Source organism: Kouleothrix sp. 19917 (assembly GCF_057073505.1).
Window position 1 is genome coordinate 1,279,169 of sequence record NZ_CP097099.1, and the last position, 22,486, is coordinate 1,301,654.

13 protein-coding genes are annotated in these 22,486 nt (G+C 66.0%); 8 read left to right on the top strand and 5 right to left on the bottom strand.

The window, feature by feature from the left end:
* Positions 1 to 197 precede the first annotated feature (197 nt).
* Both M1P90_RS05025 and M1P90_RS05030 read right to left on the bottom strand, forming a co-directional pair.
* Entirely contained in the window at positions 198 to 1,349 is a 1,152-nt protein-coding gene (locus tag M1P90_RS05025) for a Gfo/Idh/MocA family protein (RefSeq protein WP_483701557.1), read from the bottom strand.
* A 116-nt stretch (positions 1,350 to 1,465) separates the two neighbouring features.
* Positions 1,466 to 2,533, bottom strand: a complete 1,068-nt coding sequence (locus M1P90_RS05030) for a Gfo/Idh/MocA family protein (protein WP_483701558.1) — start codon at positions 2,531 to 2,533, stop codon at positions 1,466 to 1,468.
* Positions 2,534 to 3,047: 514 nt separating this feature from the next.
* On the opposite strand from M1P90_RS05030, the gene M1P90_RS05035 reads away from it, so the two are divergent.
* The 3 genes from M1P90_RS05035 to M1P90_RS05045 are packed head-to-tail and all read left to right on the top strand — an operon-like array spanning position 3,048 to position 6,011.
* Positions 3,048 to 4,160, top strand: a complete 1,113-nt coding sequence (locus tag M1P90_RS05035; protein WP_483701559.1) for a Gfo/Idh/MocA family protein — start codon at positions 3,048 to 3,050, stop codon at positions 4,158 to 4,160.
* Positions 4,153 to 4,989 carry a sugar phosphate isomerase/epimerase family protein gene (locus M1P90_RS05040; protein WP_483701560.1) on the top strand — a complete coding sequence of 279 codons (837 nt, stop codon included), beginning with the start codon at positions 4,153 to 4,155 and terminating at the stop codon, positions 4,987 to 4,989. The genes M1P90_RS05035 and M1P90_RS05040 overlap by 8 nt, the downstream gene beginning before the upstream one ends.
* Complete coding sequence (locus tag M1P90_RS05045; RefSeq protein ID WP_483701561.1) at positions 4,986 to 6,011, top strand: Gfo/Idh/MocA family protein; 1,026 nt, start codon at positions 4,986 to 4,988, stop codon at positions 6,009 to 6,011. Before M1P90_RS05040 ends, M1P90_RS05045 begins: the two co-directional genes overlap by 4 nt.
* A gap of 193 nt (positions 6,012 to 6,204) precedes the next feature.
* On the opposite strand, the gene M1P90_RS05050 is transcribed toward M1P90_RS05045, so the two are convergent.
* A complete protein-coding gene (locus M1P90_RS05050) occupies positions 6,205 to 12,405 on the bottom strand; it encodes an FG-GAP-like repeat-containing protein (protein WP_483701562.1) in 6,201 nt (2,066 codons plus the stop codon).
* 362 nt (positions 12,406 to 12,767) lie between these two features.
* Here M1P90_RS05050 and M1P90_RS05055 point away from each other — a divergent pair, with 362 nt between their 5' ends.
* The 4 genes from M1P90_RS05055 to M1P90_RS05070 all read left to right on the top strand — a co-directional run bounded on the left by M1P90_RS05055 (position 12,768) and on the right by M1P90_RS05070 (position 17,717).
* The gene (locus M1P90_RS05055) at positions 12,768 to 13,844 is read left to right on the top strand and encodes a Gfo/Idh/MocA family protein (RefSeq protein ID WP_483701563.1); all 1,077 of its coding nucleotides are present in this window, start codon (positions 12,768 to 12,770) and stop codon (positions 13,842 to 13,844) included.
* A gap of 56 nt (positions 13,845 to 13,900) precedes the next feature.
* Positions 13,901 to 14,824 carry a phosphotransferase gene (locus M1P90_RS05060; RefSeq protein WP_483701564.1) on the top strand — a complete coding sequence of 308 codons (924 nt, stop codon included), beginning with the start codon at positions 13,901 to 13,903 and terminating at the stop codon, positions 14,822 to 14,824.
* A gap of 297 nt (positions 14,825 to 15,121) precedes the next feature.
* Complete coding sequence (gene leuB / locus M1P90_RS05065) at positions 15,122 to 16,222, top strand: 3-isopropylmalate dehydrogenase (protein WP_483701565.1); 1,101 nt, start codon at positions 15,122 to 15,124, stop codon at positions 16,220 to 16,222.
* Positions 16,223 to 16,337: 115 nt separating this feature from the next.
* Positions 16,338 to 17,717: an NAD(P)/FAD-dependent oxidoreductase gene (locus M1P90_RS05070; protein ID WP_483701566.1), complete on the top strand. Its 1,380-nt coding sequence runs from the start codon at positions 16,338 to 16,340 to the stop codon at positions 17,715 to 17,717.
* Between the two features lie 77 nt (positions 17,718 to 17,794).
* Here the strand turns inward: M1P90_RS05070 and M1P90_RS05075 are convergent, their stop codons facing one another.
* Both M1P90_RS05075 and M1P90_RS05080 read right to left on the bottom strand, forming a co-directional pair.
* Complete coding sequence (locus M1P90_RS05075; protein WP_483701567.1) at positions 17,795 to 19,810, bottom strand: beta-galactosidase; 2,016 nt, start codon at positions 19,808 to 19,810, stop codon at positions 17,795 to 17,797.
* Between the two features lie 24 nt (positions 19,811 to 19,834).
* The gene (locus M1P90_RS05080) at positions 19,835 to 21,040 is read right to left on the bottom strand and encodes an ROK family transcriptional regulator (RefSeq protein ID WP_483701568.1); all 1,206 of its coding nucleotides are present in this window, start codon (positions 21,038 to 21,040) and stop codon (positions 19,835 to 19,837) included.
* 376 nt (positions 21,041 to 21,416) lie between these two features.
* Between M1P90_RS05080 and M1P90_RS05085 the strand changes: the two genes are divergently transcribed.
* Positions 21,417 to 22,439 carry a LacI family DNA-binding transcriptional regulator gene (locus M1P90_RS05085; RefSeq protein ID WP_483701569.1) on the top strand — a complete coding sequence of 341 codons (1,023 nt, stop codon included), beginning with the start codon at positions 21,417 to 21,419 and terminating at the stop codon, positions 22,437 to 22,439.
* Positions 22,440 to 22,486: the final 47 nt, after the last annotated feature.

The following is a 22,486-nucleotide window of genomic DNA, read 5'->3' on the forward strand; positions in this document are numbered from 1 at the left end:
ATCCTTTGTGAGACAAGATGACAGGGTGACAAGGTGACAAGGTGATCGGGTGAGTCCAGAACCAAGAACCGCAGAACCAAGAACCACACAGACGCAACCCTGCAACTTTCTCACGTTCAAAAGGGCAAATCGATACCAAAACCTTTGCGCCCTTTGCACTCTTTGCGGTTTATCGTCCGGTTGTCGGTCGTCGGTTGTCACAAGCTTAATTCCGGCACATCCACCCAGCGCCGCTCGGCCCACGACTTCAGGCCCAGCTCGGCCAGCTGCACGCCTTTCGCGCCTTCGAGCAAATCGTAGGGGAAGGGCGTGTCGGCGGCGACGTGGCGCAGAAACATTTCCCACTCCACCTTGAAGGCATTGTCGAACACCTCGTTGTCGGGTACGTTTTCCCAATTCGCGAAGAAATTGAACGGGTTGGGCACGTCGGGGTTCCAGGTGGGTTTGGGCGTGTTGACGCGGTGCTGCGTTTTGCACTCGCGCAGACCTGCGACCGCGCTGCCCTGCGTTCCATCGACCTGCAGGCTAAACAGCTCGTCGCGGTACACGCGCACCGCCCACGAGGAGTTGATCTGCGCGATGATGCCGCCGTCGAGCTGGAAGGTGCCATAGGCTGCGTCGTCGGCGGTGGCGGCGTAGCGCTGGCCCTGCTCGTCCACGCGCTCGGGGATGTGCGTCGCGCCCAGGCAGGAAACCGCGCGCACCGGGCCGAACAGGTTGTCGAGCACATAGCGCCAGTGGCAGAACATATCGACAATAATGCCGCCGTCGTCTTGCTTGCGGTAGTTCCACGAAGGCCGCTGCGCCGCCTGCCAGTCGCCTTCGAACACCCAGTAGCCAAACTCGCCGCGCACCGACAGGATGCGCCCGAAGAAGCCGCTGTCGATCAGGCGCTTGAGCTTGCGCAGGCCCGGCAGAAACAGCTTGTCCTGCACCACGCCGTTTTTCACGCCAGCGTCGCGCGCCAGCCGCGCCAGCTCCAGCGCGGTGCCAACATCGCTGGCAATCGGCTTTTCACAATAAATATGCTTGCCGGCGGCCACGGCGGCGCGCACGGCCTCGGCGCGGCGGCCAGTGGTTTGCGCGTCGAAGTAGATTGTGTCGTCGGAGTTGCGCAGGCAGGCCGCCAGATCGGTGCTCCAGCGTTCGACGCCATGGGCGCGGGCGAGCTGTTCGAGCTTGCGCTGGTTGCGGCCGAGCAGTAGCGGGTCAGGGATGAGGCGGTCGCCGTTGGGCAGCGCCACGCCACCCGCGTCGCGAATCGCCACAATCGAGCGGATCAGGTGCTGATTGGTTCCCATGCGCCCGGTCACGCCGTTCATGATGATGCCAATGCGTTGATCTGCCATTGCGAGTTTCCTTTCATATGTGAATGCGCGGCGGGCTATAAGGAACGGGCCACAGAGAACACCGAGGACACGGAGTTTTGATTATCATCCTCAGTGGCCTCTGCGCGCTCTGTGGCTCAACCGTTTGGCGCGCCGCCATAGGCCGGGTGGTCGGGCGCGAGCGGCAGTGCCACCGGCGCGTTGCTGGCCGCCGAGGCGTAGATCGCCGTGATCAGCTCGATAGAAATGCGCGCATCGGCCAGAGTGACCGGCAGCGCGCTGTCGCTCCGTAATGCCTCATAGAAACGAATGAGCTGGCCTTCAAAGCGCTCGGGCTGTGGCATGAACTGCGCCAGTGCGTCGGCCAGCGGCGCGGCCAGCTCGGGCGTGTCGGGCGTGAAGGTCCACGGCTCGTGGCTGTTCGTGTAGGGCGCGGTGTTGCTTTCGGCCACAAGCTGGCTGAAGGAAAAGCGGTGGCGCGTGATCTCGGCCGCCGAGCCAAGCGTGATGCCCACCGTCGCCAGCGCGCCGCTCGCCAGCTCCAGCGTGATCGCCGCGCAGTCTTCCACCTCGATCGGGTTGACACGTGTGCTGGTGCGGGCAAACACGGTTTTCGCCGGGCCAAGCACGTAGGTCAGCATATCGAGCGCGTGAATTGCGTGGCTGATCACCGCGCCGCCCAGCTCGGTCTGCCATTTGCCGCGCCAGGGCACCCCATAGTAGGCCGCGCGCCGCCGCCACGCCACCTCGACCGTGGCGAGGTAGGGCGTACCGGCCAGCCCGCGCTCGTTCAGGTATTTCAGCTTCTGCAAGCCATGCCCGAAGCGATACTGAAAGATCGGCATGATGCGTTTGCCCGAGCGCGCCTCGGCTGCGGCCAGCGCGTCGACCTCACGCAGCGAGCCGACCAGCGGCTTCTCGCAGATCGCATGTTTGCCGGCAGCGAGTACCTGTTCGATCTGCGCGAAATGCAGAAACGGCGGCGTGCAGATGTCGATCACGTCGATGTCGGGCTGCGCGCATAGCTGATCGAGGCTGGTGAATGCGCGCGGGATTTCGAAGGTGTGCGCAATTTCCTGCGCGCGCGCCGCGTCGAGATCGCAGATTGCCCGCAGGTCGAAATGGTCGTTTAGCGCGCGGTATGCCTCGACGTGCTGCCGCCCAATGCCGCCGCCCACAACGGCGACGCGGATTCGTGGTTCCATGCTGCTCCCTCGCCTCTTCTCGAATGGATGCGCTACGATACCACAAGACGGGCGGGCAGTTGCACGTTTTCAGGTGTGAAAGTTGCAGGTTGGCAGGTTGCGTCGAGCGCCGGCCAGATAATTTTTAACCGCAAAGGGCGCAAAGAGCGCAGAGATTGGGCGGCTAAAAAAAGTTCACCACTGAGGCACAGGGGCACGGAGGTTTGTGTGAAAAAGATAGCGTCCTGAGTAGCGGCGTAGCCGCGTATCGAAGGGCGCGACCGATTACCAGTTATTCCCCACTGAGTCACGGAACCACGAAGGCACGAAGGCACGAAGACCTGAACGTATGAGTGCCGTCCGAGGCTTTATGATCTGGAGTTTTGGGATTGAACACGAAACCTGAAACAGGCGAACCTGAAACCTGTAAACTTTCAACCTGCCAACTCAACATTCAACACTCAGCACTCAAAACTCGGCCCACAAACCGTGCTACACTAGCCCGCACGGAACCGCCACGACAAGGAACACAGCCATGCCCGAACCGCTGCGCGTCGCCCTGATTGGCGGCGGCGCCGTGATTGCCGCGACGCATCTGCAGGCGCTGGCCGAAACCCCCGACGCGCAACTCGTCGCCCTGAGCGACCTGAGCGCCGAGCGCGCCGCGCCGCGCGCCGCCGCCGCTGGCGTGCCATTATTTGCCGACTACCACGCCATGCTGGCGGAAACCAAGCCCGATCTCGCAGTGGTCTGCACGCCGCACCCCAGCCACGCCGCGATTGCGCTTGATTGTTTTGCGGCCGGCGCGCACGTGCTGGTCGAAAAGCCGATTGCCGTGGAGGTGGCCGAGGCCGATGCCATGATCGACGCGGCCGAGCGCGCCGGCCGCACGCTCGCGGTCAGTTTCCAGCAGCGCTTCCGGCCCGAGGTGCGGCAGGCCCGCGCCCTGATCGATGCCGGCGAGCTGGGCACGCTGGTGCGCGTGCTGTGCGTCGAGCCCTGGTTTCGCACCGCCTACTACTACCGCACCGCTGGCTGGCGCGGCACCTGGCGCGGCGAAGGTGGCGGCGTGCTGCTCAACCAGGCCCCGCACACGCTCGATCTGCTGTGCTACCTGGCCGGCACGCCCGCGCGCGTCTGGGGCGTCACGCGCACGCTGCACCACACCATCGAAACTGAGGACACCGCGCACGCCCTGCTGGAGTTCGCCAACCGCGCGCCCGGCTATTTCTTCGCTGGCACCGCCGAAGTTGGCCCGCAGTACCTGGAAATCATTGGCGAGCGCGCCAGCCTGCGCCTGAGCGGCGGCCAGTTGCAGGTCACGCGCTTTGAGCCGCCGCAGCATGAACATATGCGGGTGTCGAATGAGATGTTTAGCGCACCAGCCAGCCATGTCGCCGAGCTGCCGCCGATGCCCGCAGATTTGGCCGGCCACGGAGCTGTATACCGCGACCTGATCGACGCGCTGCGCGAGGGTCGCGAGCCGCTGTGCAATGCGCGCTCGGCCCGCGACTCGCTGGAGCTGGCGAATGCGATCACGCTTTCCAGCTACGCCGGCCGCGCCATCGACCTGCCAATCGACCGGGCCGAGTATGGCGCGCTGCTCACTGATCTTCGCGCCCAAGCAGGAGGAAGCACCAATGCCTGAGACATACCCGCTCGCGTTTAGCACGCTGGCCTGCCCGCGCTGGTCGTTTGAGCAGGCGGCCGAGTTTGCCGTTGCGCACGGCTACAGCGCGCTCGAAATTCGCCTGCTCGACGGCGCGATCATTCCCGCCGACCTGCCCGCCGACGGGCGCGCGCGCCTGCGCGACGTGGCCCGCCAGCACGGCCTCCGCATCATCGGGATTGGCGCGTCCACGCGCTTCGCCATGCCCGACGCGGGTGAGCGCGCCGCGCATGCCGCCGAGCTGCGGCGCTACCTGCAGCTTGCGCACGACGTCGGCGCGCCCATGGTACGCACCTTTGGCGGCACCGCGCCGGCCGGCACGCCCGACGACACTGCCGCCGCGTGGGTGGCCGATGGGCTGGCCGACGTGCTGCCCGAAGCCGAGCGTCTGGGCGTGCAGGTCGCGCTCGAAACCCACGACAGCTTTTCGCGCGGCGAGATGGTGGCGCGTGTGCTGGCGCTGCTGCCCAGCCCGAGTCTCGGCGCGATCTGGGATATTCTGCACCCGCTGCGCTTTGGCGAGCCGGTCGCGACGAGCTGGGAAGCGCTCGGCCCGCGCCTGCTGCATGTTCACATCAAGGACGGCAAGCCCGACCCGGCCGCCGCCAAACCCGAGGACTGGGCGCTGACCCTGCTGGGCGAGGGCGCGGTGCCGGTGCCAGAAATCCTCCAACTGCTGCGTGCGGGCGGCTACCGTGGCATTCTGAGCGTCGAGTGGGAAAAGCACTGGCACCCCGAGCTGGCCGAACCCGAGATCGCCCTGCCACAGCACGCCGCGCGCCTGCGCGAGTGGATGGCGGCGCAATGAGCGGCGGGCGCATTGGCATCGGCATTCTGGGCGCGGGCATGGTTGCGCGCTACCACGCGCAGGCCGCGGCCGCCTGCGCCGACATGGGCGCGCATCTGGTGGGCGTCGCCCACCCCGACCCGGCGCGTGCCCCGGCGATTGCCGAGCAGTTTGGCGCGCCCTGGCTCAGCCCGGCGGCGCTGCTTGCGCACCCCGATGTCGATATTGTGTGCATCTGCACGCCCAGCGGGCAGCACGCCGACCAGGCCATCGCCGCCGCGCAGGCTGGCAAGCACATCCTCGTCGAAAAACCCATGGCGCTCACCCTGGCCGACGCCGACGCCATGATCGCCGCTGCGCAGGCGGCCAGTGTGCGCCTGGGCGTGGCGCTCCAGCGCCGGGCCGAACCGCACTTTCAGGCAATTCACGCGGCAGTTGCGGCCGGCGCTTTGGGCGCTCTCACGCTTGGCACCGTGACGATTCCTTACTTTCGCGCGCAGCGCTACTACGATCAGGCCGAATGGCGCGGCACCTGGGCGCTCGACGGCGGTGGCGTGCTGATGAACCAGGGCATCCACCTGCTCGACGTGCTCCTGTGGCTGATGGGCGACCCGGTGGCGGTGCAGGCTGTTGCGGGCACACTCCAGCGCGCCGTCGAGGTCGAAGACACGCTGGCGGCGACCTTGCGCTTCGCTAGTGGCGCATTCGCGACCGTCGCGGCCTCGACCACCATCGAGCCGGGTTTTCCGCATCGCGTCGCGGTCTATGGCACGCGCGGCGGCCTGGAGATCGAGGGCGAGCGACTCGTGCGCTGGCAATCGGCTGATGGCGTGCCGCCGCCGTGCGACGTAGCCGCGCCACCGAGCGATGCCGGCGCGGCGGGCGACCCGCGTGGCATTGCGCCGAGCGGGCACACGGCTCTGCTGCGCGACATAATCGGGGCGGTGCGCGAAGGCCGCCCGCCGCTGGTGGATGGCGCGGAAGGTCGGCGCAGCCTGGCGGCGGTGCTGGCGATCTATGCGGCGGCGGGCTTGCCGCGATAGAGCCACAGCGAGCACTGAGAACACTGAGCGAGAAAACAGGCGAGTGCGCGCATCCTGAGTAGGCCGCAGGCCGTATCGAAGGTCGCGCTCTATCTGCTCGAAACACTAGCGCCCACTCATCTGTCGATGAGTGGGCGCTAGTGCGGCGCCTATCCCCTATACCCCAACCCCTAACCCCTGCGCCGAAGGCGCATTAGCGCCGGGTAAGCGGCACATACACGCGCTGGAGCTTGTCGAACGCGTAGAGCTGCCCGCCAAAGTCGGCAACCACCACCTGCGGCGCGGCCCCCGCTTGCATCTGCGCCACGACGGGCCGGCCCTTCACGGCCAGGCTGGTGATGCGCGGCCAGTTGTTCACGGGCGTGCCGTTGGCGTGCCACGCATACACATGCGCGTCGTCCGAGCCGGCAAACACTTCCGGCTTGCCGTCACCGTCGAGATCGCCTACGGCTGGCCCGCCGAAGATCGGCGCAGGGGTTGTTTGCGGCCAGCCGGCCACGGTGGTGCCGTCGCCGTGCCAGGCGTAGAGCTTGCCGTCGTCGCCGCCAACCAGCAGCTCGGGCTTGCCATCGCCATCCAGGTCGGCGGCCAGCGGCGTCGAGCGGATGGTCCAGCCGGTGCGCTTGCGGCGAATGCGCGCGCCGTCCTTGTCGAGCAGGTAGACATAGCTGTCGCCGGAGGCAACCGCCACTTCCTTGCCCGCGTGCGTTGCGTCGAAGTCGGCGATTGCCGGCGCACCCAGGATCATGTCGCCGGTCAGGTACGACCAGGCCAGCGAGCCGTTGCCGTTGAAGGCGTAGACCCGGTGGTCGGTCGAGCCAACCACGATCTTCACATTACCGCTGCCATCCAGGTCGGCAATGCGCGGCGAGCTGTTGATGACCTGGCTGCCGTTGAGATCGAGCTGGTTGCCGATGCTGACCGGCCAGCCGGCCTTGGGCGCGCCGCTTGCGCTGAAGGCGTAAAGCTTGCCGTCGGCGGCGGGCACCACCACCTCGACCGAGCCATCCCTGTCGATGTCGGCGACGGCGGGCGTGGCGAGAATACGCGCACTGCTGACGCGCACCGGCCAGCCGGGCACAGGCGTGCCGTTTGCAAACCAGGCGTAGACTTTGCCGTCTTCTGCGCCGGCCAGGATCTCGGGCTTGCCGTCTTTGTTCAGGTCGGCCAGCACCGGGCTGGCTTTCACGCCACCGCCCGTGGCCTGCGGCCAGCCGGGCATGGGCCGGCGCAGGGCGTCGTACAGCTCTACACGATTCGCCAGCAAGTTGCCCAGCGCGATCTCCTGCTGGCCGTCGCCATTGACATCGCCTACGGCTGGGCCGCCGAAGTAGCGTGACTCGGGCGCATCAGCGCTGGGTTTGGCCTGCTGGATGCTCTGTGTCGCGGGCGCATAGCCCCACACCCAGCTCGGCACGGCATTCGCGTCGGCGGCCCAGTCGGTGGAGCGCGTGCCGCCGCTGCCGACATAATTGACATATTGCGGGTACGAGCGCCAGATGCCGGCATACTCAATCGGCCAGCGCCAGTTCGGGTCGAAAATCTGCGCCAGCGGCAGGTCGTAGCCCTTCAGCGGCGTGTTCGGGTCGAAGGCGGTGTTGACCTTCTGGGTGTTGTCGAGGTGGCCTGGCATCACCAGATGCACGTCCTGCCCGGTGTCGTACACGCCAATGAACGGGTCCCACGGCGTGGGCGGCAGGTCTTCTTCCAGGTTCGAAGAAGGGTCGTCCAGCACCAGCGTGAGCGCGGCGGTGTAGCCCTTCAGGTAGGTCGTTTGAATCGGGCGCGTGTTAGTTTGCAAGAGGCCGTTGGGCGGCAGTGATTCTTTGGTTCGCCCGAAAATCAGGAACGACGGCTCGTCGCCCACGACGCTGCTGGTGTGCGAAAGGATCTGCCCCGCGCCGTCGCGTACCGTCAGGTCGGCATGCGCCGTGCCCAGGGTCGGCAGCGCGTGGTGGAAGGCGTGGTCGAAGCCGGCACCGCGCGCGCGCGAGACGTAGTTGATCTTCAGCGCGGCAACCTCACCGGCCGGCGTCAGCCCTTCCTGAATGTTGATCCAGACAATGAAGTCGTTGTAGTCCCAGTCGGTCCAGCCGGTTTTCTTGAGGTCTTCAAACGCAACTGAGGCCGTGTGGGTTTGCCATTGCAGCGGGCCATACACGCGCGCGCCGTCGCTGTCGTCGGGGTCAGTGTCGGTGGCGACGCGGGCCTGGTTGTTTGCCACAATCGCCGCGCCCTGGCTGTCGGTGCCGTGCGCGCTGGCGGTGGCAACGTAGGCCGTGCCAGCCGTGGCTTGCGTGACTTGCGCCTCGAAGCGAAAGACCGCCGCGCTGTGCCCGCTCAGGTTGGGCAGGCTCCACGCGCCGCCGCTCGGGTCGGGCAGTGGCTGGCCGTTCAGCGTGGCGCTGCCGGGCGTGTAGTGAATGTTCGCCGGCAGGGTCAGGCCAAGCGCAAGGTCGCTGGCGAGGCCGCCGCCCGCGTTCGAGATCGTCGCGGTGTAGGTCAGTTTGTCGCCCGCCGAGACGCTGGGCGCGCTGGCAAACATCTCGACAGCCAGGGCCGGCGCAACAAAGGTGTTCGCCACGGTGTTGCTGGGCGCGGCGGCATGGCCCGCATAGCTGAAGCTGGCGGTGTTATTCAGCAGCGCGCCATCCCTGGCGGTGCTGCTATTCGGCACGCGCGCCGAGATCACAATCGTGCGCTGCTCGCCGGGCGGGATGCTGGCGTAGCTCGCCGTCACGCGGTTGCCGCTCGCCACCGCGCCAGATACACTGGTGATCTGCAGGCGGCTGTCGAGCGTGTCGGTAATCGCCGCGCTGTAGACGGTCGCGTTGATTGGCGCGGGCGGCAGCGTGAGCGTGTAGACAATTGGCGTGCCAACGGTCAGTTCGTCGCCGCTGACAAGCGCACTTTTCTGCACTGCTGCCGCTGGCGTGGCCAGGCCCAGCGTCACCAGCGGGCCGCGGTAGCTGCGCTCGTCGCTCTGGCCGTCGCCGTTGCTGTCGGGCGGCGTGCCCGCGCGTGATGAGTAGGTCACTGCGGCCTGGTTGGAAAGGTTCAGGCCGGCGGCGATTGCCGGGTCGACGGTCGCGGTTGCGGTGACGATCCAGGTCGCGCCAACATGCAGGGTGTCGAGCGTGTAGCCGAGGTTGGCCGTGCCGGGCGTGCTGGTGTCCTGCATGCTGGTCGTCACATTCGGGAAGCCGGCCGGGTAGCTTATCGCCATGCCCTCGGTGCGCACCAGCGTCAGGCCGAGCGGCAGCGTGTCGGTCAGCACCAGGTCGAACGCGGCGCTGTTGCCCATGTTGCTGGCGCGCAGAGTCAGCAGCACGGTGTCGCCCGCGCCGATCAGGTCGTGATCCACGCTGGTCGACACGCCCACGCTCGGCTGGCGGATGGTTTCGCTAAAGGTGCCGGCCGGGCTACGCCGCGTGGTTCGGTTCGTCAGCAGCCCGTCGTAGGCAAAGCCCTGGCTGTTGTAGCCCGCGCTGCTGTCGTACCAGCCGACATACACGCTGTTCGTTGCGGTGGCGAGGCAGCAGTTGTTCGGGTAGAAAATCGTCGCGGGCTGGCCGGGCTTGAAGCCAGTGATGACGGTATCGAACTCGATAGTGAAGGTCGCCGCGCTGGCGCCATTGGTGTTGTCAATCGTTTCGAGGAACCAGCGCAGCTCGCGCGCGCCATCGCCAAGCGGGTTTTGCGCGTGGTGCGGCACACCGTCGAGCGTCGCGCCCGTCACGACCGTACTACCGGCGATGTAGGCAAAACCGTCGGGCAGGCTGTTTTCCTGCACCACCGGCCAGTAGCCGATCACGCCGGTCGGCACGCTGCCGGTGAGCGTCCAGTGCACCGTTTCGCCAATCGTCGCAATCGCGGGCGTGGCGGTTTTGGTGACGGTCAGGCCGCGCACGTACACCGTGGCCGATTTGGTGTTGCTGTCGGCGGTGTTGCTGCTGGTGTTCCACTGGTGGCCGGTGTTGTCGGCGCGGCTGTTGTAGGCCACGCTGGCCACGTTCGTCATCGACGCGCCGGCTGGCAGGCCATTCGGGATGGTGGCCTGGTAGGTGAAAGTGTGGGTCGCGCCGGGCGCAAGGCTGGCGACACTGCTCCACTGCAGCACGCCACCCGCGCCGCCAGCCGGGTTGCCGCTGGTGGTGATGTAGCTGCTGGCGCTTGGGCTGGCGCTGCCGCCGCTATTCGCGACGATCAGGTTCGCGGGCAGGATGTCGCGCAGGGCGAGGTTATAGGCGGCGGCCGGCCCAGTGTTCTTGATGCTAATGGTGAAGGTGGTGCTTTGCCCGCCAACCAGCCCGCTGCTTGGGCTGGCGCTCTTGGTCAGCACCAGATTCGGCGCGTTGTAGCTGGTGTTGGCAATGTCGCGCAGGCTGTATACTGTGCCGGGCGTGTTCTGGCCGGTCAGCTTGCCGAAGTTCGCCACGATCCAGCCGGGCTGAACATTCGGGATGTCGCCAATCTGGGCGTCGATGGTGGCCTGCCAGCTGCTGCCGCGCGCGCTGTTGCATAGCCGCCATTCGAGGTATTGCAGGCCGCCAAGCGTGCCAACCGTGGGCGATGTTGGCGCGCTGTCGCAGCCCGTCCCATCGCTGAACGTGCCAGTGCTGGTGTGGCTGGCGCTCGCGTTCACATAGGTCATGCCGCGCGGCAGGAAGTCGCGGATCACAATCGCCTTGGCATCGACATCGGCGGCACTGGCGTAGCTCAGGCGGAAGCGCATGGTGTCGCCGGTGAAGCCGGCTGCGGCGTGCGTCCAGGTGCTGCTGGTTGGGTTCCACACTTCTTTGCTGAAGGTGGGCATGCGCGTGCTGACGCTGGCCGAGGTGCGCGTGGGCGTGAGCGTGCCGTCGCGCGCGGGCGTGGCAACGTCGTGCCAGTCGCCGCTGAGCGTGACGCTGTTGGTGAACTTGTCGCCGGAAACTACCGGCTGGCCGGCGTAGGGCGCGCCGCTGTAGGTCGGGTCGACCAGTGCGGTGAAGGTGAGCGCGCCATGCTGACCGGCGGCGGTGCGCGCCGGGGCCAGCTCCCAGACGATTGTGGTTTTGCCGGTGCTGGGCGTGTTCTGCAACACCTGCGCGGGCGCGAGGCTGGCACTGTTTGTGATATAGGTCATGCCATCGGGCAGCACATCTGTCAGCAGAATGTCGGTTGTGGTGTAATATTCGGAAATCGACCAGTCGAGCGTCCACGCCACCGTTGTGCCAATGCCAACGGTGCCGGGCGTGCCGGCCTTGTGGACAGTTGCGTAGGCGGCGGTGACGGTGGGCGGCGTGTCGTCGGCCGGGGTGGAAATCGTGCCGTCGCTGGTCGACAGGCCGCCGTAGATCGCGCTGGCCTCGTAGCTCACCGGCAGGCGCGTGTCTTCGGGAATGATTGCGCCGTGCATCGGGCCGGCGAACGGGCCTCGTTCGGCCTGTGTGTCGGCGGCGCTGCGCGCGCGGTAGGGAATCGCCGCGCTGAAGGTGATGACGACCGGGTCGGTGTAGCGCGCCTTGGTGAGCGTGCCCAGGCTCCAGCTCAGCGTCAGCGAGCCGTCGGCCAGCAGGTTCAGGCTCGGCGCGGTGCTGCTGGAATTGGGGTTTGGCGCGATTGTGACGCCGCCGAGGTAGGCCACGCCCGGCGGGAGCGTGACGCTGGCGACGGTGTTGGTGCTGGAGCCGACGTTGTTGTTGGCGACGGTGATGCGGTACTGGTAGGGCCAGTCGGCACCCGTGCGCGCGCCGGGCGCGTTTGTCATTTCGCCCGCGCCGGTGGCCTGCTCAATCGCGCTCGACTGCAGCGCAACGACGTTGATGTCAATCGCTTGCGGTCGCCCGGCGAGCTGCTTGGTCACCGAAACCCAGCTGCCGCTGTTGTCGGGCATGCTGTTCACGCGCGCGTTGACGCTATTCGTGAACGATGACGCGACCGTCAGGGTCGAAGCGAGCGCGGCCTGCAGCGAGATGCTGAATCCTTCCTTCGCCTCCAGATCGACAACGTTGTCCCACACGACAAGCGTTGAGCCATTGGCCTGGGGCGAAACCAGTGTTGGGGTTGGCGTGGCGCTGGTGTAGCTCAGGCCAACCGGCAGCGTGTCGCTGATGGTCAGGTTGTAGCCGCGATCGATCACGGGCGTTGCGCCGGTGTTGGTGATCGCAATCGTGTAGCTGATGCTGCCGCCAAGCAGCGGTTCCTTGCTGACGCTCTGGACGAGCGAAAGGCTGGGGTTGCCGCCAGCGGCGAGCGGCGCAGCGCTGGTGCGGGCTGGCGTGCTGGACGCCACCGGCGCAGGGGCGGGCGCTGGGCTGGCGGGCGCGGCAGCCGCGGGCATGGCCGGCTGCAGCACTGCAGTGAGCAAAAACGCAATGAGCAGGCTGAGACGCAACAGGGTCGACTTCATTGCAACGGTTCCTTGAATATAATGGTTGGACGCTTTTACCTTCTTTTAACCTCTTCCGAGTAATGATACTTGTTTGCGCGCCACGAACCAATTGGCGAAGATGACACGGGGATGACAGCACATGAGCGAAGCCATTGCGGAAGTGTGCTGTTCTGCAACAATTGCTGCGCGGCGCAGGAATCGTTCTTTCTCTTGCACACAGTTTTCGCAACGATGAAGGTGTGTCAATTTTGGCGCTCCGCGCCAAAATTGACACACAAAAATAAAGAAGTACCTTGCTGCCGCAGGCAAATACACGCACATCGCAGCAATAGGAGCGATCGAGCGGCGCGGCACCGAGTCGCGCCATAGAGGAGATTCTGATGAGCACAAGTGGCATGAACTATGCGCCACAGGGCCGGCCCGCGCCGGTGGTTGGCCCGGGCGAGTTTGCCTTCGCGGCCATGCACCTCGACCACGGGCATATCTACGGCATGTGCCAGGCGCTGATCGACGCCGGCGCAGAGCTGCGCTGGGTGTACGACCCCGACCCAGCCAAAGTCACGGCCTTTCAGGCGCGTTTTCCGCAGGCGCGCGCCGCCCGCAGCGCCGACGAAATTCTGGGCGACGCGGGCGTGCTGCTGGTGGCCGCCGCTGCCATCCCAAATGAGCGCGGCCCGCTCGGTCTGCGCGTGATGGCCACCGGCAAGGACTATTTCACCGACAAAGCGCCATTCACCAGCCTCGACCAGCTTGCGGCGGCGCGCGCGGCCGTGGCCGCCACCGGGCGCAAATACATGGTCTACTACAGCGAGCGCCTGCATGTCGAAAGCGCGGTACACGCTGGCGATCTGGTGCGGGCGGGCGCGATTGGGCGCGTGATTCAGGTGCTGGGGCTAGGGCCGCACCGCCTGAGCGCGGCCAGCCGCCCGCCGTGGTTTTTCGCCCGCGCGCAGTACGGCGGCATTCTGTGCGATATCGGCAGCCACCAGATCGAGCAGTTTCTGTTCTACACCGGCGCGGCCGATGCGAGCGTGCGCATGGCGGCGGTGGCGAACTGCAACCATCCGCAGTTTCCTGAGCTGGAAGACTTTGGCGAGGCCAGCCTGCAAGCGAACAATGGCGCGTCGGGCTATTTCCGTGTGGACTGGTTCACGCCCGACGGCCTGGGCACCTGGGGCGATGGCCGCACAGTCATTCTGGGCACCGAGGGCTACATCGAGCTGCGCAAGTATATCGACGTGGCGCGCAGCCGCGCTGGCGACCAGCTCTACCTTGTCGATGGGCGGGGCGAGCAGCACATGGAGCTGGCGGGCAAGGTTGGCTTTCCTTTCTTCGGCCAGCTCATCCGCGATTGCCTGGAGCGCACCGAAAACGCCATGACGCAGGAGCACGCCTTCAAGGCCGCCGAGCTGTGCCTGCTGGCGCAGGAGCTGGCGTGGCAGGCGGGGCAAGGCTAAAGTTCACCGCTCTCTGTACCACGAAGACACGAAGGCACGAAGAAGAGGTATGCGCAATGGCAGAAACGCTGAGCGAAGCGGATCTAATCGCCGCGCTGGCAGCCTGGGAGCTGGCTGCGCCAGTGCGGATTACGCCGATGGAGGGCGGCTTCACCGGGCATGTCTGGCTGCTCGAAACGCCCGCCGAGCGGCTGGTGGCGAAGTATAGCTACACCCGCCAGGCCGATTTCGACGGCGGGCTGCGCGCGGCGGCGGCGCTGGTGCGCGGCGGCATGCCGAGCAGCGCGCCACTCCTCGCCCGCGACGGCGCGACGAGTGTGATGGTGCCCGGCCCGCATGGGCGCAGCGAGCCGCTGGCGCTGCTCCGGTTCGTGCGTGGCGAGCCGCTCGACTGGGCTGCGCCCGGCGCGCCTGCGCTGGTTGGCGAGCAGCTTGGGCGCGTGCATCGCATCTGGCACGCCGCGCCCGAGCTGGCAGGCACGCCCGATCAGATTTTCGCGTTTGTGGGCGAGCGCTGTCCCGAAGTAGAGGCGCAGCCCGGCCTGCAAGCATTGCTCGACCAGACGCTGGCGAATGTGCGCGCTTTCGAGGCGGCCACGCCAGTCACCTATGGCGTGACGGTTGGCGACTTCATGGAGTTCTTGCGCGACCCGGCGACTGGCGCGGTGGGCCTGATCGACACTGGCACGGTTGGCTGGGGGCCGCTCTTGTTCGACGTGGCGATTGCGCGGCACCAGTTCGGCCGCGACGGCAGCGGCGGCGTGCAGGACGAGCCGTTTCTGCGCGCCTATGCCGCTGCCGCGCCGATTGACCCCGCCGAGCTGGCCGGCCTGCGTCACTACGAAGCGCTGCACTGGGCGCAGCTCACCAAATATTTTGCGTGGCGTGTCGCGCACAATGTCACCATGGGCGACCGCACACCCGACGCGAACGAACGCAGCCTGCGCGAACTCCGCGACGCGCTGGAGGCTTTGCTGTAGCGAACGCCGTTCAACGAACCCCGAGGTTCAGAGCACCTTAACCACGAAGACACGAAGACACAAGGATTCGATCGGAAAACCGAGCCACGGAACCACAGAACCTGCAACTTGGCAACCTGCAAACCTGCAACCTGCAAGCCTGCAACCTGCAACTCGCCAACCTGCAACCTGCAAACCTGCAACCCAGAATTTTTGCGCTCTTTGCGGTCTTTGCGGTTCACTCCCCTATATGACAGCGCTCCCGCCATCATCGTGTAGAATAGCGGCAGGCAATAGCGAAGCAACAAGGGAACAGATATGCACGCAGTGATTACGACCCTGCCCGGCGATGGCATCGGGCCGGATGTGGTGGCCGAAGGCAGCAAGGTGCTGGCGGCGGTTGGCGAGCGTTTCGGGCATACGTTTGAGCTGAACGAAGCCATGATCGGCGGCTGCGCGATTGACGCGACCGGCACTGCCCTGCCCGAAGAAACCCTGCGCCTGGCGCATAAATCCGACGCGGTGCTGCTTGGCGCGGTTGGCGGCCCGAAGTGGGACAATCCCGAAGCCAAGGTGCGGCCCGAGCAGGGCTTGCTGGGCATTCGCAAGGCGCTGGGCCTGTTCGCCAACCTGCGCCCGGTCACGCTGCACCCGCGCCTGGTGGCCTCGTCGCCGCTGCGCCCCGAGCGCCTGGCGGGCGTCGATATGCTGGTGGTGCGCGAGCTGACCGGCGGCATCTACTTTGGCGAAAAGCGCCGCGAGAAGCCCGAAAACGGCGAAGAATGGGCGCTCGACACCTGCACCTACACCACCGGCGAGATCGAGCGGGTGGTGCGCGCGGCGGCGACCATGGCGCGCGGCCGGCGCGGCAAGCTCACCTCGGTCGATAAAGCCAATGTGATCGAAACCTCGCGGCTGTGGCGCAGCGTTACTACCCGCGTCATGCGCGATGAATTCCCCGACGTGCAGCTTGAGCACATTCTGGTCGATGCCTGCGCCATGTACCTGATCAGCCGGCCGGCCTCGTTCGACGTGATTGTGACCGAGAATATGTTTGGCGACATCTTGACCGACGAGGCCTCGATGCTGGCCGGCTCGATGGGCATGCTGCCCTCGGCCTCGCTGGGCGCGGCCACGGGCAACAACGGCTCGCGCATGGGCCTGTACGAGCCGATCCACGGCTCTGCGCCCGACATCGCCGGGCAGGGCATCGCCAACCCGCTGGCGACGATCCTGAGCGTGGCGCTCATGCTGCGCTACTCGTTTGGCCTGGAAGAAGAAGCCCGCGCCGTTGAGGAAGCCGTGTACGCCACCGTCGACTCGGGCCTTGTGACGCGCGACATCGCCACGCCCGACGAGCAGCCAAGCACCACCAGCACGGTCGGCAGCGCCGTGGCCGAGCGCGTGGCGAAGGCGTAAGGTTCAAACTCGCAACGTTTACCACCAAGACACCAAGAATCTTTTACGTCTTTGTGTCTTGGTGTCTTGGTGGTACGGTCCCTCCTTCACGAGCGCGATTGCGCGGAGCCAGGCCATGACTTCTTCTGCCCAAATTGTGATCTGTGGCGCGGGCATCGCGGGTGTCGCGACGGCCTACTACCTCGCCACCCGCCACGGCATCAGCGACATTGTGCTGGTTGAGCAGGGCGCGCCGCTCTCGCTTACCAGCGACAAATCAACCGAGGCATACCGCAACTGGTGGCCCGGCCCCGGCGACACGATGGTGCAGCTGATGAACCGCAGCATCGACCTGCTGGAAGAAATCGCCGCCGCCACCGACAACGCCATCCTGATGAACCGGCGCGGCTACGTCTATGCTACCGCCGACGCGGCGCAGGTGCCAACCCTGCGCGCCGCCGCAGAGGAAGCCGCCACCCTCGGCGCTGGCGCGCTGCGCGTGCACGATGGCAGCCCCGGCGCGGCAGCTTACCAGCCCGCTGATCCACATGGCTATGCCAGCCCGCTCGACGGCGCCGACCTGATCACCGACCGGGCGCTGATCCGCGCGCATTTCCCCTACCTGGCCGAAGAAATCGTGGCGGTGCTGCATGTTCGCCGGGCTGGCTGGTTCAGCGCGCAGCAGTTTGGCATGGTGCTGCTGGAAGCGGCGCGTGAGCGCGGCGTACGCCTGTTGCGCGGCACCGTCGCGGGCGTGGACGTGCGTGATGGGCAGGTCGAGGGCGTGCGCGTGGAAACCGAGAATGGACCGCAAACAATCGCCACGCGCTGCTTTGTCGATTCTGCCGGCCCGATGCTTGGGCAGGTCGCGCGGCTGCTGGGCGTCGAGCTGCCAGTCTATTCCGAGCGGCACATCAAGATCGCTTTTAACGATCACCTGGGCGTGGTGCCACGCGACGCGCCCATGCTGATATGGACCGATCCGGTGACGCTGCCGTGGAATGAAGATGAGCGCGAGGCGCTGGCCGAAGACCCTGACACGGCCTGGATGCTGGACGAGCTGCCGCCCGGCGTGCATTGCCGGCCCGAGGGCCATGCCGGCGGCGCGGTGCTGCTGATCCTGTGGAACTTCCACCTCGACCCGGTCGAGCCACGCTTTCCAATCGAAGTAGACGAATTCTACCCCGAGCTGGCGCTGCGCGGCATGTCGGTGATGGTGCCGGGACTGGCACGCTACTTCGACCGTGCGCCCAAGCCCTATATCGACGGCGGCTACTACACCAAAACCCGCGAAAATCGCCCGCTGGTTGGTCCGCTGCCGGTGGGCGGCGCGTATGTCGTCGGCGCGCTTTCGGGCTTTGGCCTGATGGCTTCCTGCGCGGCGGGCGAGCTGCTGGCCGCGCACATTGCCGGCGCGCCGCTGCCACCTTACGCCCCCGCGCTCGCGCTCGCCCGCTACGACGACCCAGCCTACCAGGAATTGCTGGCAAACTGGGGCGACGTGGGGCAGCTGTAAACGCAGAAGTCAGGAGTCAGGAGTCAGAAGTCAGCAAAACGACTCCTGTCTCCTGTCTTCTGTCTTCCGACTCCTGGCTACTCCCCGCCGCGCAGCACCGCCACGCCATATGGCCCCAGCTCGATTTCGTCCGCCACATCCTGCCCGCTTAGCGCGTCGGTGAAGCTGCCCGCCAGCGGTAGCGTCGCTGGCGCGGCCGAGTGGTTTAGCGCGAACAGGAAGCGTTGCGCGCCCGCCGCCCGCTCGATCAGCTCGACGGTGGCAGGCACGCCCGCGCGCGCCGCAATGCCAGCCGCGCCCAGCACGCGGTCCAGCAGCCATTCCATGCCCTCGGCATTCAGGCGCGTGCCGCTGTAGAACGCCTGCCCAGCGCCAAAGGCGTGCTGCGTCACGGCTGGGCGGCCGGCGTAGAAATCGCCGGTGAAGCTCGCCAGCGCCTCAGCGCCTTCCAGATCGATCACATCGCTCCACAGATCGCAGGTGAAGGTGCTGCCGTCGCTGGTCTGCACGCCATTCTGCTGGCCGGGAATGTAAGGATCGAGCTCCTCGACGCGCAGGCCGAGCATGCGACGGAATGGCGCGGGGTAGCCGCCCAGGCGAATGTGCTCGTTTTCGTCGGCAATGCCGCTAAAGAACGACATCGCCAGCGTGCCGCCGCCCGCCACATACTGCTCCAGCGCCTGCGCGGTCGCGTCGCGCACCATGTACAGGTTCGGCACCAGCACCGCGCTGTAGGCGCTCAGGTCGCTGTTCGGGCCGGCAAAATCGACGGCGATATTGCGCGCGTAGAGCGGCGCGTAGTAGCGGCGGATCTGCTCCATCAGCCGCACATCCGCCGAGGGCTTGGAATCCAGCTCCAGCGCCCACCAGCTTTCCCAGTCGAACAGGATCGCGACCTTGGCCGGCACGCGCGCAGGTAAAACGTCGCCGAGCTGCTTCAGCTCGTTGCCAAGCTGCACCACTTCGCGCCACACGCGCGACTGCTCGGTGCCAACGTGCGGCACCATTGCGCCGTGGAATTTCTCCGCGCCAGCGCGAGCCGCCCGCCACTGGAAGAACAGAATGCCATTCGCGCCGCGCGCCAGCGCCTGGTAGCTCCACAGTCGCATCTGGCCGGGCCGTTTCAGCACATTCTGGCGTCGCCAGTTCACCTGGCTGGTGGTTTGCTCCATCAGCACCCACGGGTGGCCGCCGCCCAACGAGCGCATCAGGTCGTAGGTCATTGCTGCGTCGGCAACCTCGGCCGGGTTTGACGGGTCGGGGTAGCTGTCGTGCGAAATCACATCCTGGCTGCGCGCCCACTTCCAGTAGTCGAGCGGCTTGAAGAAGCCCATGAAGTTCGTCGTCGCGGGCACGTCGGGCGCATACTCGCGCAGAATGGCGCGCTCGCGCTCGCAGCACTCCAGCAGGCTGTCCGACGAAAAGCGCTTCCAGTCGAGCTGCTGGGTGGGGTTGGCGAAAGTTGGCGCGCGGCGCGGCGGGTTGATCTCGCTCCAGTCGCTGTAGTGCTGGCTCCAGAAGGCCGTGCCCCAGGCGTCGTTCAGCGCGGCAACTGTGCCATAGCGCACTTCGAGCCAGGTGCGAAAGGCGGCGGCGGAGTGATCGCAGAAACATTCTGCCACATGGCAGCCATATTCGTTGTTGATATGCCACATCGCCAGCGCGGGATGCTGGCCGTAGCGCTCGGCAATACGCTGCACCAGCGCGGTGCTGTGCTCGCGGTAGGCATCGCTGTGTGGGCAGTACTGCTGCCGCCCGCCCGGCCAGAGCGTCACGCCATCGGCAGTGACGGGCAGGCTTTCCGGGTAGCGCTGCGCCAGCCAGGGCGGCGGCGAGGCGGTGGCAGTGGCCAGGCAGGCGCGAATGCCGTGGGCGTGCAGCAAATCCATCAGCCGGTCGAACCAGCCAAAATCATAGTCGCCGGGCTTCGGCTCAAGCAGCGCCCACGAGAAAATACCCACCGAAACGAGGTTGACGCCAGCTTCCTGCATCAGGCGCACGTCTTCCTGCCAGATCGCTTCGGGCCATTGTTCGGGATTGTAGTCGCCGCCATACCAGATCTGAGATGGCTGCTGAAACGTGGAATGGGACATAACGGAACTTCCTTTTCTAACGGGTTAATCGCGCAACGTGGCGTTCGAGGTCGCCAGGTAGCCTTCCAGTGCAAATGTGGCCGCGCCAATGCTGGTGGTATGCTGAAGCTGGCACATCTCGATGCGGGCAGCGGCAAGCGGCTGGCTCAGCGCGGTGCGCGCCACGCTGCTGCGCAGCTCGGGCAGCAGAAACTGGCCGAGCTGCATGCCAACCCAGCCGCCCAGCACCACCACATCCGGGTTGAACAGGTTGATCATATTCGCAATGCCCGCGCCCAGGTAGCGCGCCGTGACGCGAACAACCTCGGCGGCAGTCGGGTCGCCGCGCCCGGCAGCGTCGGCAATCGCCGCGATGGTGGCGGTCTGGTCGTCGCCGTGCAGCAGCGGGCTGTCGGGCGCAAGCTCGCGCAGGTGCTCGACAATCCCGGGCGCGCCGACATAGGCTTCCATACAGCCCTGCGCGCCGCAGCGGCAGGCCCGCCCATCCAGCGCGATGGTGGTGTGGCCCCACTCGCCCGCGCTGTTAGTCGAACCGCGGTAGAGCGCGCCATTCACCACAATGCCCGCGCCCACGCCCGTGCCGAGGTTGAGCATCACCAGGTTTTCTACCTCGCGCCCGGCGCCAAACCACAGCTCGGCAATCGCGCAGGCTTTCAGCGGGTTGTCGAGGTAGAGCGGCAGATCGAGCTGCTGCCTGAGCAGCGCGCCCAGCGGCACGTCGTGCCAGTCCCAGTTTGGCGCAAACACCGACACGCCGCCCGAGCGCTCGACCAGGCCGGGCAGGCTGATGCCAACGCCCAGCACTTTCTCACGTGGCATGGCGGCCTGTGCCAGCAGGTCGTTCAGGCCGCGCGCCAGGTGCGCCACAATTTGCGCGGGCTGGTTTTCGGTGGGGTGCAGGGTATGCTCAACCGAGGCCAGCGGCGCGAGCCGCAGATCGAACAGCTCGAAGTCGATATAGGTTTCGGCAATGTCGATGCCAACAAACGCGCCGCTGGTGGCGTTAATGCCAAGCATGGCGCGCGGCCGCCCACCCTGCGAGTCTTCAAACCCGGCCTCGACCACCAGGCCCAGCCCGAGCAGGTCGGTCACAACATTCGCAATCGTCGCCTGGCTCAGGCCCGAGGCCTCGGTGATCTGCTGGCGGCTGACGGGCGCAGCCGTGTAGATTCGCCGCAGCACTGCAAGCCGGTTGCCGCGCCGAATATCCTTCGTGGTTTGCTTGCTCATAGCGCGCCTTTGCAGAACTAAGCAGGGTGGCACTTATGATAATAGTTAGAATAAGTCCTGTCAACGGCTGAAGGGTGGATTTGACGAGACTTAAATTAAGTATTATTATAAGTCCATCACGAGCCGCCACGGAAATTCCCGCTTGACATTTCGGGAAAGCTCGTTAGAATGTAAATCGATTCACGAAACTTTCTTCCTTATATTCATCTGCTCTGCTCGCGTTTTCTGCCGATTAGCAAGCCATTGCTTGCTCGGGCTGTGTTTGCCTGAACTGGCATTATAAATCGATTTCGGTTTGTGCTTCTCTTTTCCGGGTGTGCCAGGAAAAGCCAGCAACCGCGATCGGCTTGGTTTCGTGCACTGTCGGGAGGCAATGATGCCCTTGCGCTCCAAAGCCACGACTATTCAGGATGTCGCGACACTGGCGGGCGTATCACCGGCGACGGTTTCCAAGGTGCTGAATCACGCGCCCCACGTGCGCGGCAGCACCCGCGAGCGCGTGCTCGACGCGGTGCAGAAGCTGAACTTCCGCCCCAACCGCATTGCGCGCAGCCTGAAGGCCAAGCGCACCCTGACGATTGGCGTGGTGAGCGACGACCCCGAAGGCTTGTTCACGATCCCCATGCTGCGCGGCCTGGAAGATGCGGTCAGCCCGCATGGCTTCAGCGTGTTCATGAGCACCAGCTACGGCGATATGGCGCGCGAGCGCGCGCTGCTCGAAGTCTTTCTCGATAAGCAGGTCGATGGCCTGATTCTGATGAGCGGCTACCGCGTGCGCGCGCGTGGCGCGCCAGCCCTGCCGCTGAACGACGTGCCAGTGGTGTACCTGTACCAGTACACCCGGGACGTGGCCGTGCCGTGCGTGATCCCCGACGACAAGGGCGGCGCGCAGCTTGGTGTGCGCCACCTGCTTGAAGCAGGGCGTCGGCGGATCGGCATGATCAGTGGCACGCGCGATTACGAAGCAACAATTCAGCGCGTGGATGGCTACCGCGAGGCCCTGCGCGAGGCGGGCATCGCCTTCAACCCGCTGCTGGTGTGCGAAGGCGACTGGCACGAGTCGGGGGCGTATGCGCTGGCACACGAGCTGATGGCCCAGCCCGAGCCGCCCGACGCACTGTTCTGCGGCAGCGACAGCATGGCGGTTGGCGCGCTCGACGCCCTGCACGAGCGCAAGCTGCGCGTGCCAGAGGATGTGGCGGTGGTGGGGTTTGATAACCGCATCTTCGCGCCCTTCCAGCGCCCGCCGCTCACCACCGTCGCGCTACCATTTTACGAGATGGGTCAGCAGGCCGGCCAGCTTTTGCTGGCTGCGATTCGCGGCGAGGCGCCAACGCCAGCGATTCACCGCGTGCCCTGCTACCTGGTCGAGCGCCAGTCGAGCCGCGTTTCGGCTTAGCTGCGCGGCCTGGGCACCATAGGTTCTGCACCAAGAAAGGAGTTTGG